Annotated in this window: 7 protein-coding genes and 1 pseudogene; 5 read left to right on the forward strand and 3 right to left on the reverse strand. The window is 65.8% G+C overall.

All coding sequences use genetic code 11. The features are described 5' to 3' along the window. Window positions 1-118 precede the first annotated feature (118 nt). The 4 genes from C8P66_RS22200 to C8P66_RS22215 are packed head-to-tail and all read left to right on the forward strand — an operon-like array spanning window position 119 to window position 4,790. On the forward strand, window positions 119-1,330 hold the full coding sequence (locus C8P66_RS22200) for an ABC transporter substrate-binding protein (RefSeq protein ID WP_111400478.1): 1,212 nt from the start codon (window positions 119-121) through the stop codon (window positions 1,328-1,330). A 42-nt stretch (window positions 1,331-1,372) separates the two neighbouring features. Beyond that, window positions 1,373-2,266: a branched-chain amino acid ABC transporter permease gene (locus C8P66_RS22205; protein WP_245903737.1), complete on the forward strand. Its 894-nt coding sequence runs from the start codon at window positions 1,373-1,375 to the stop codon at window positions 2,264-2,266. A 5-nt stretch (window positions 2,267-2,271) separates the two neighbouring features. Beyond that, on the forward strand, window positions 2,272-4,077 hold the full coding sequence (locus tag C8P66_RS22210) for a branched-chain amino acid ABC transporter ATP-binding protein/permease (protein WP_111400480.1): 1,806 nt from the start codon (window positions 2,272-2,274) through the stop codon (window positions 4,075-4,077). Next, window positions 4,077-4,790 carry an ABC transporter ATP-binding protein gene (locus C8P66_RS22215; protein WP_211314240.1) on the forward strand — a complete coding sequence of 238 codons (714 nt, stop codon included), beginning with the start codon at window positions 4,077-4,079 and terminating at the stop codon, window positions 4,788-4,790. Before C8P66_RS22210 ends, C8P66_RS22215 begins: the two co-directional genes overlap by 1 nt. Here the strand turns inward: C8P66_RS22215 and C8P66_RS22220 are convergent. From C8P66_RS22220 to C8P66_RS22230, 3 genes are all read right to left on the reverse strand, one after another. Continuing rightward, a complete protein-coding gene (locus C8P66_RS22220) occupies window positions 4,787-5,665 on the reverse strand; it encodes an IclR family transcriptional regulator (protein WP_111400482.1) in 879 nt (292 codons plus the stop codon). The genes C8P66_RS22215 and C8P66_RS22220 overlap by 4 nt on opposite strands. Before the next feature lie 276 nt (window positions 5,666-5,941). After that, the gene (locus tag C8P66_RS22225; protein WP_111400483.1) at window positions 5,942-7,009 is read right to left on the reverse strand and encodes a hypothetical protein; all 1,068 of its coding nucleotides are present in this window, start codon (window positions 7,007-7,009) and stop codon (window positions 5,942-5,944) included. Between the two features lie 69 nt (window positions 7,010-7,078). Further along, complete coding sequence (locus C8P66_RS22230; protein ID WP_111400484.1) at window positions 7,079-8,833, reverse strand: hypothetical protein; 1,755 nt, start codon at window positions 8,831-8,833, stop codon at window positions 7,079-7,081. Window positions 8,834-9,514: 681 nt separating this feature from the next. Between C8P66_RS22230 and C8P66_RS23680 the strand changes: the two are divergent. Next, window positions 9,515-9,817 (forward strand): annotated as a pseudogene (locus tag C8P66_RS23680) (hypothetical protein); the annotation flags it as partial.

A 9,817-nucleotide genomic window follows, 5' to 3' on the forward strand; every position in this document is an offset into this window, starting at 1 on the left:
CACTTTGCGCCACCATAGGCTCCGGCCGGACCCAAGGAATGATTGCGCGTAAGGGGCGGATGTCACGTTTGTCCCTTACTGCACTGCACAAAAACAATAATCAGGAGGAGGAAGACGCATGCGCTCACCCCATCAGCCGACCCGTCGCGCGACCCTTGCGGGGGCGGCCACGCTGCTTTCCGCGCCCTTCATCTTCCGCTCCGCCCATGCGGCCGAGGACATCAAGCTCGGCTTCAACGGCGATCTCTCCGCCTCCCCCTCCGCACAATCCGGCCGGGCCGCGGTTGTCGGCATTCAGGCGGCGATGGCGGATCTGGCACGGGAAGGTGGCGTGCTCGGCCGGCCGCTGACGCTGACCATCCGCGACGATCTGTCGCAGCCGCCGAAGTCGATCCAGAACATGAGCGACCTCATCGACAACGAGAAGGTCGTCGCCGTCTTCGGGCCCACCAACTCAGGCAATGCGCTGGCCTGGAAGCATATCCCGAACCAGAAGCACATCCCGGTGATGGGCTGCATCGGCTCGGCGACCGACATCACCAAGGGCACCGGCGGCGACAACTACATGTTCCGCGTCGGCAGCGTCGATCGCATCCAGGTCGTGACCCTGATGGGCTACGCGAAGAAGAACCCGCGCAGCGGCAAGATCGGCTTCCTGACCGAGACCACCGGCTATGGCCAGGGCGGGCTGAAGGATTTGCAGGAAGTGGCGCAGGCGCAGGGCCTCACCCCCGCCGCGAACGAGAAGTTCAACGTCAACGACACGGACATGACCTCGCAGCTCTCCAAGCTGAAGTCGGCCGGCGTCGAGACCGCGCTGGTCTGGGCCCAGGGCACGCCGATCGGCCAGTTGATGCGGAGCATGGACAAGATCGGCTATTTCCCGACCGTGCTGACCAGCTGGGCTGCCGACAACCTCAGCTTCATGAATGCCGCTGGGCCGCAGTTGGCGGAGAAGCCGATCTTCCTCCGCACCGTGTCCGAAACCCGCTCGCCCCGGCAGCAGGCGCTGTTCGATCGGGTGCGCCCGAACATCGATGCCGATTCCGCCTTCTCCTTTGCCGTGCATGGTTATGACGGCACGATGCTGCTGGCCCGCGCGATCCAGCAGGCCGGCTCCACCGACGGCGCGAAGCTCCGTGAGGCCTTGGAAAATCTGAACGGCAGCTATGAGGGCTTCGCCAAGACCTACGACCACCCCTTCTCCCGCACGCAGCATGATGCGCTGGGTGCCGCCGATCAGCGCTGGACCTGCTGGCGCGACGGCAAGCTCGCCGCTTATAGCGACGACATCGTGGCCTCGCTGAAGCCCGAGGATTTCAAGGGCTAGGCGGGGGTTGACCCAGTGCTGGCAACCTGGCTCCAGGCGCTGGTGAGCGGGCTTGCGATCGGCGGCGTCTATGCGCTGATCGCGCTCAGCTTCAGCATCACCTTCACCACGACCAAGACGCTCAACTTCTCGCAGGGCGAGTTCATCGGCGTCGGCGCCTTTCTTGGCGTCGCCGTGCTGTATCTGCTCTCCGGCCAGGATGAGGGGGCGGCGCTGGCACCGGGGGCCTCGGCGGGGTTCAACTACCCGCTGGCCGCGATCGCCGTCGGTGCCGCCGTCGGCGTCATCGGCATCCTGCTGTTCATCACCGCGGTCCGGCCCTTCGCCGGCAAGCCCGGCATGTCCTGGGTGATGAGCACCATCGGCTTCGGCATCATCCTGCAAAGCATCGGCCTTGCGATCTGGGGCCCGGCGCCGGTCAACCTGCCGTCGCCCTTCGGGGATGATGTGATCCGGATCGCGGGCGCCGGCGTGCGCCCGCAGGAGATCCTGGTGCTCGTCGTGGCCATCGTCCTGATGATCGGATTGGACCTGCTGCTGCGGCGGACGCGGATGGGCAAGGCGATGCGCGCGGTGGCCAACAACCCCTCGGTTGCGGCCTTGATGGGGATCAACGTTTCCGCCGTGATGATCGGCGCCTTCGCGCTGTCGAGCGCGCTGGCCGGCATCGGCGGGCTGCTGGTCGCACCGATCGCCTCGGCCTCGATCTTCATGGGGCTGGGCATCGCCCTGAAGGCCTTCTCCGGCGCCATCGTAGGTGGGCTCGACAATCCGCGCGGCTGCATCTTCGGCGGCTTCGCGCTGGGGCTGCTGGAGGCCAGCGTGGCGCTGTGGCAGGCGCAGTGGCGGGAGATCGTGATCTTCCTGCTGATCATCCTCGTCCTCGCGATCCGTCCGCAGGGGCTGTTCGGCGCCCGCACCCTGGACAAGGTCTAGTCGTCATGCGGCATGTTCTTGCGGCCTGCATCATCGCGGCGCTGGCGGCTGGCCTCGTCGCCGTCACCGCCAATGAATTCTATCTGCGTATCCTCTTCTCCGCCTGCGTCTATCTGCTTTGCGCGCTCGGGATGAATGTGCTGCTGGGCTATGCTGGCCAAAAATCGCTCGGCCAGGCCGGGCTGTTCGGGGCGGGGGCCTATAGCGTGGCGCTGCTGACCACCAGCCTCGACATGAACCCCTGGCTGGCGCTGGTGCTTGCCGTCGCCATCTCCGCCGTCTTCGGCGTGCTGATCGCGGCCCCGTCGTTGCGGGTGCGTGGCCCGGCGCTGGCCATGGTGACGCTGGCCTTCGGCATCGTGGTGGAGAAGGTGGTCACCGAGGCCTCCGACGTGTTCGGCGGCGCCATGGGCATCTATGCGATCAAGCCGCTGACCATCGGTGGCGTGCCGCTGAGCATGGCGCAATGGGTCTGGCTCGGCATCGCGCTCTGCCTCGGGATTCATCTGCTGCTGCGGAACCTGCTGACAGGCCGCTTCGGGCGCGCCTTCCTGTCGTTGCAGGCCGATGAGATCGCCGCCGGGGCCGTGGGCGTGCCCGTGCTCCGCTTCAAGGTCCTGGCCTTCGTCATCGCCGCGGCAACCTGCGGCCTGGCGGGCGCGCTGGTGGCGCAGCAGAACCAGTACATCAACTCCGACTTCATCACCTTCAACCTGTCGATCTTCATTCTGCTCGTGGTCTTGTTCGGTGGCAGCGGCTCGCTGGTCGGCCCGCTTCTCGGTGCCGTGACGCTGACCCTCCTCTCCGCCGTCCTGGCGCGCTGGAGCTGGATCGAACGCTTCGCCAATGGCGCGCTGCTGCTCTTCGCCCTCTATGCGATGCCCAAGGGCCTGGCGGGCGTGCTGTCCGGCGTATTCGGGAAGATTGCCGGCCCCAAGGCGGCAGCGGAGATTCGTCCCCCCGCCGATGTGCCGCTGCCGACCCGTCCGGCCATCGTCGTGGACGGACCGCTGCTGCAGGCGGATGACGTGTGCAAATCCTATGGCGGCGTGCGGCCCGCGCATAATATCGGGGCGCGGCTGATGCCGGGGGACATCCATGCGCTGATCGGCCCGAACGGCGCCGGGAAATCGACGCTGATCAACATGCTCTCCGGCGTCGTCCGCGCCGATGCGGGGCGCATCGCCTTCCTCGGCGCCGATCTGAAGCATGCGACGATGCATGCGATCTGCCATCGCGGCATCGCCCGTACCTTCCAGAACCTGCGGCTGTTCCGCGAGTTGTCAGTGCTGGACAACGTCCTGCTCGGCCAGCATGCCAGGATGTCCAACGGCTTCCTCTCCTCCCTGTTCGGCTTGCCGCGCGCGAGGCGGGAAGAAGCGCGGGCGCGGCAGCGGGCGGGGGCGATCCTCGACTTCCTCGGCCTGTCGCATCTGGCCGAGGCTCCGGCCGGAAGCCTCGCCTATGGGCTGCAGCGCCGGGTCGAGCTGGCGCGGGCGCTGGCGACGGAGCCGCGGCTCCTGCTGCTGGATGAACCCGCGGCCGGGCTCAACCCGCAGGAGACGGCCGAACTCGGCGACCTGCTGCTGCGGGTCCGGGCGCAGGGGATCACCATCCTGCTCGTGGAACATCACATGGACCTGGTCATGCGAATCTCCGACCACGTCATCGTTCTCGACTATGGCGAAAAGATCTCCGAGGGCACGCCCGCCCTCGTGCAATCCGATCCCCGCGTCATGGCGGCCTATCTGGGCACCGATGTGGAGGAAATGGCGCCGGCCTCCAGCCACGCCGTGGCGGGGCTCGCCTGATGGCGATGCTGGAGGTGCGGGACATCGATCTCGCCTACGGCCCGATCCGCGCGGTGACCGGCGTGTCGATCAGAGTGGAACAAGGCGAGGTGGTCGCCATCGTCGGTGCCAATGGCGCGGGCAAATCCACCTTGCTCAAATCCATCGCGGGGCTCTTGCCGCTCTCGGGCGGCAGCATCCACTTCGAGGATGCCGATATCTCGACCCTGCCCGCGCATCGGCGGGTCGGTGCCGGCATCGCCTTGTCGCCCGAGGGGCGGCAGGTCTTTCCCGACCAGACGGTGCGCGACAACCTCGAACTCGGCGCCTGGTCGCGCCGGCTGAACGTCGGGGATCTGGCGGCGGCGGTGGAGCAGAAGTACACGCTGTTCCCGCGTTTGCGTGAACGCCAGGGGCAGATGGCGATGACCCTGTCGGGCGGGGAACAGCAGATGCTGGCGATCGCCCGCGCGCTGATGGGCGCACCGCGCCTGCTGCTGCTGGATGAGCCTTCGCTTGGCCTGGCACCGCTGGTGATCAGGGACATCTTCCTCACCATCCGCAAGCTGCGTGCGGCCGGCATGACGGTGCTGCTGGTCGAGCAGATGGCCAATCTGGCCCTCGGCATCGCCGACCGGGCCTATGTCCTGGAGACCGGCCGCGTGACCCTGTCAGGCACGGGGGCTGAGCTGTTGCAGCATCCCCAGGTGCGGGCCGCGTATCTGGGGCACTAACCGCGTTGGATCGCGACTTTGCGCGCGGATTTCGCCACCGTGGCGCGTGCTTCCGGCCTTGGCGCATCGCGATGGCCGAGTTGCGCCGACAGCTTGCGGCCGACAGCCAGCACCTGCGCAAGCTGCGCGCCGTCGATCCCGACATCCAGCATGGCGGCATGTCCGATCACCGTCAGGGCGAAGACAAGTTGCCCCGCATGGTCCAGCACAGGCACGGCAATCGCGTTGACCCCCGGCACCGGCACCCCCTCCGTGGTCGCATAGCCAAGGCGACGCACCACCTCGGAGGATTGCGGCAGCGCCGAAACGGCGGTGGGCTTGCCGATCGAGGGGCTGCCGCCGCGCATCTCCTGCCGCAGCAGCGGGGCCACGATGGGTTCGGGCATCAGCGCGGCGAAGAGGCGGCCCGTCGCGGTGCCGGACAGCGTGAAGACCGCGCCCGCGCGCAGGTTCACATGCACAGGCTCCACCGCCTCCTGCACCTGGATGATGGTCGGCCCGTACATGCCCCAGACGGAGACGGTGACCATCAGCCCCATGTCCCGTGCGAGGTCGATCGCCGCGTTGCAGGCCAGCCGCAGCGGATCGAAGCTGCGCATGCGCGACAGGCCGAGCTGAAGTGCCATGGGGCCCAGCAGGTAGCGGCCGCTCAAGGGATCCTGCTCGACCATGCCGATCTTGCGGAAGCTGACGAGGTAGGCATGGGCCTGGGCCGGCGCAATTCCCGCCGCGGCAGCCAGGTCGCGCAGCATCGCCGGCTGGCCACTGACGATCATCGCATCCAGCAGCCTGCCGCCGGTTTCGATGGATTGCACGCCGCGACCCTCGACGGGATGGGCCCGGTCCTGCGCCTGCTTTTCACCGGCCTGTCTCATAGGGCGCAATGTAACCCAACCCAGGGGTCGGTGCTACGGCCGTTACCGCGGGGCCGCGCCTTCACGCCGCCGTAGATATGAGGAGCGACCTGGCGCGCCGGCGGATCAGGCCGGTCCCGTTCGACGCCACACCCGTGGGTGTCGCCACGCCAAACATCCGTTGCCACGGCCAGGATTTCTGGCGTCAGCGGTGGCGTCCTCAAGATCGACAGCAAGGGCCTCGACCTCGACGTGTCGAAAGGCGCCGCGGCCGATCGGCCGCATGCCCCCAAGCAATTACTTCGCCATCTGTATTGCGCGCGCCGCCTCGGCGATGAGCCGCGGCACCTCCGCATCCATCAATGCGAGCAGATCGGGCGCAGCCTCGAAGGGCAGAGGAATGTCGAGCACATCTGCGTCACGCTCGAACACGAGCCCGGACAGACAGAGGCTCGCGGGGTGATCTGCCGAGGTGCCGATCGGGCCCCAGGATTCATCGGGCTTGGCCGCCGCATCCGGCTGCACGGAAATGCGGATCGTTCCGTCTTCCCCCGGCATCACCGCCCCCATGAAGGGCAGGATGCTGAACACCATGGCACGCTCAACCCCCAGCCACTCCCGGAAATAGGGGTTGGTCCAGGACTTCAGCCACATACCGTCACCACTTGCGGCCAGGGTGCCGTTGCTCTTGGCCAGGTCCAGCGCGACACCCACCAGGCGTTCGCCAGGATCGACGGGACACGCGACCTCCTCACCATCGGACAGCAACAGGAAGCGGCGCTTGACAAGTGATGTCGCGCGCTCGACGAGTCGATCCTCCGCCATCCATTCGGTGACGTCGCGCAAGCGATAGGCCACAGGGCAGGTGGGGGCCGTTGCACCCAAGCCTGTCTGGCGCGACGGAAGCTTGCCCACTGCCTCGACAAGCGCCCGGCCAACTTGCCGAGAGAGAGCCGGATGCAGGTGGGCCGGATCACGAAACAGGTCGTCTAGAGCCAAGGCCGGCTCCATCGCCAACACGCGCTCCATCAGCTCGAAACCATCCAGGAAGGGCACGCGGCACTCCGCTGCCAGGGCTCTCGCCGCGGGACGGAGGGGGTTGTTGCCACGCATCGTGTGCAGGCTGGGCAGGATGAGCATGAGGGGTTCGCAGCCTGCGGCACGCAGTTCGGCGAACATCGCGCGCATCGAGGCTTCCCAGTTGCGAAGCGTATTGGCCCCGCTGCGAATCATGAGTCCGTCGTTGACGCAGTAGTCGAGCACAGCGAAATCATAGGCCGCCAGCTCGGCGAGCGGCCGGGCCGCAAACCAAATGAACGAGGACGACGCGCCGACCGAGAAGTTCGAGCAATCGCCTGCCGCCACGGCGTCAGCAATTCCCGCGACGTAGCCATCCTTGAAGAGGCCGTTGGAGGTGCCAATAACGGCCAGCGCTCATGAGGTGGGTGCGATGGAGTATAGGGCCGCATCTGGCGCATGGGCGATTGGCTGGACAATCCCCGCCGCAATCAGGCGGGCCATGCGACGTTGCAGGTTCTCAATCAGATACGGCGCGGCGCCTTGAGAGCGGGCGAATTCTGCCATGCTTTCCGCGTCGAATCGCGGACCACCAGCCCCACTTGCCGCATCAAGGAAGGCGGCATCAAGGGAGCTATGCGCCCGTGCCTCTGCCATCGCCGCCTCGGCCGGCACGGCAGCAGGAGTACCACTAAGCGGCCTCCAGCCAAGCAGCAGTGCCCGAAGCAGGAAGGCATCAACGACGCCACGGCTGCACGTCGCGTCCAGGAGTTTATCCGCGAGAGCCGCATCTACGCCGGGAGCGCCTTCGAGGGCACGCATGGCGAACTCGAGCGTCGCCTCATTGATCTTCTGCTGCGCCGCAATGCAAATTGCGGCGTTCACCATCTCAGCGGGGGCGCCAGCGCGCTCAGCCTCAAGTGCGGAACGAAACAGCGCCCGCGCGACCGGCAGGCCATAGCCCAACTGCCGCTCGAGCCGCTCAAGAAGGTCGCGCGATTCGGCTTCGGAAGCACCGCCTGCCGCGCGGCTGAGTTGCTCGATCAAGAAGGTGCCGTCGACTTCGACGCTGGCGCCGAGCGGCGGCAATGCGACATAGGGTCGCGGCGCCACTTGGGCAGCCTGCGCTGAACCGCCGCACGCCTCGATCCACTCTCGGAATGACTCGCTATCAAAGTGCTGCGGTGGCCCCTTTTCCTGCCGGGCGAGTGCTGCCCTGACACCCTCGCTAAGAGGGCAAGGCTCAACCCTACCCTCAACCAACGCGGGTAGGCTATCGCCCTCCCGAAGCGCGATGGTCTTCCGACCAGCCGCAAGACCTTCATAGGCCAACGAGTTAGGATGATTCGACATATCGAAAAGCGCGCTGTAACGAAATCCCGTGTCCTGCAGTCCGACAGGCGCGGGGTTGTGCACAGTAAACAAAAATCCGTCCGCCATCCCGCGTAGTGTCGCCGCCACAAAATCATAGAAAATGTCAGGCGGCCGCGGCACGCTGGGCGTGGAGAGCGCTAGGCGAATAAAATTCGGCGAATAGAACTGATCTATATTTTGAAAAAATTCCCGCCAAAAAGCGAATCGTTCGCAGATCGGACGAATCCACCACTTCGTCTCTGGATTCAACCCCATCATCGTGAGATGAAAGCGTGCATCGAAATTAAGTGCGGCGGTAGCGTCCTTCTTGGTGGAGAAATATGCCTGATCGCCAAAGTAAAATGGCCTTCCTACATGTGCCCATAGCACGGCTATCTTGCGGCTATAGGCTGAATGCGGCCCAGGAAGGAAAGATGCACCGCTGGTTCCTTCGGCCAGCAGCGGCACAAAACCGTCAATCCTGTCCAAGGTCTTGTCGGTGCGCAATTTGAGGACATCCGCCCCCTCCGGCACCGCCTCCAGGCCAAGCCAGACGGCGCGGGCCTGGGTGTAGAGCATCGTCGGCCCGCGGTCGGGATGTTCGAGCGTATGGATCACAGTAACGCCCTGGCTGCGGGCCCAGGTGATGAAGGCCACCTCCCGGTCGACCTCGGGCGTCCAGGTCGAAAGCACGATACCGTCGATCAGACCCTCGGCCCGCAGCCGGAACAGCTTGCGCAGCGTAAGCGCGGCCTCAAGCGGGAAGCGCAGCAGGCCGCAAACGACGGCATAGCGTTGCGGGATGCGGGTCTGGATCATGATGCTCCTATTTCATTATCCGGGTGCCGTCTGCCATCGGGGCTGCTGCGCTCAGGCCACGCGCCGAACGAGAAGTCTCCCCATGAATATTGCTGCTTCATTCGCCGGAAAGGCACCGTAAAAAAGCGTGGATCAGAGCTCTACGCACCTGCGTCTTTTGTCTCAAAGCCACCTCAGTGGCAAGGGGAGCGCTGCTCTGCACACATTGCGATCAATCCGCCCGCCTCGCGAAGATACCGTTCAAATATACTTGATGCACATGGCATAGCGGGCGCCACCTGTGCTGGTGTTGGCGAGCATATTGACCCGTGGCTCACCCGTAGGTGGCGCCGCGTCTGCGGGACGAATACGCCTCCCGCACGCTGTGCTCGCAGAGCGGCTTGATCCACCATTTTATCTCCGGCGCAGGCCGGAGATACAAAGGCCGAACGCCGCGTCGAAATTTTGCATGCGAACAGCGTCGGACTTCTCAGCCAAAGAGATCTTGTCGTCACAGCAGAACATCGCCGCACTGACGGGCTCAGGACGGTAGCGTCCGCGCACGGGAGCAGTCCGCCCCCGCGCGCCCCACTTCGAACAGAAGGCAGCCATGCCGCGCGGTAGGCAGATAGTCGCCACGACATGATGCCCGAAGTGATACCTTCACGCCGATGGCAATCGCACCGGACCCGGAGATGTTCCTTGACTGAATTGGGCAACACCAGCGTCCGGCCTCGTCACGAGAAGGGGGTGCCGGTGCCGGCACGGCCGTCGATCCCCTTCCCCGAGACGCAGGAACGCCGGGCCGCCCTCTCGCGCGACATCACGGCCGCGACGGGCCTGGATGAGGCTGTGCTCGAACGGCTGGTGCGGGCGTTCTACGCCGCTGCCCGCGAGGATCCGCTGCTAGCCCGGATTATTCATCACGCCCTCGGCGTCTACATTTCGCCGTTGAGCGGCTCGCCTGCTGGTTGTGGTGGCGCGGGTGGTCAGGCCGGCGCAAGC

Origin of the sequence: Humitalea rosea (genome assembly GCF_003253705.1) — a bacterium.
Lineage (GTDB): Bacteria > Pseudomonadota > Alphaproteobacteria > Acetobacterales > Acetobacteraceae > Humitalea > Humitalea rosea.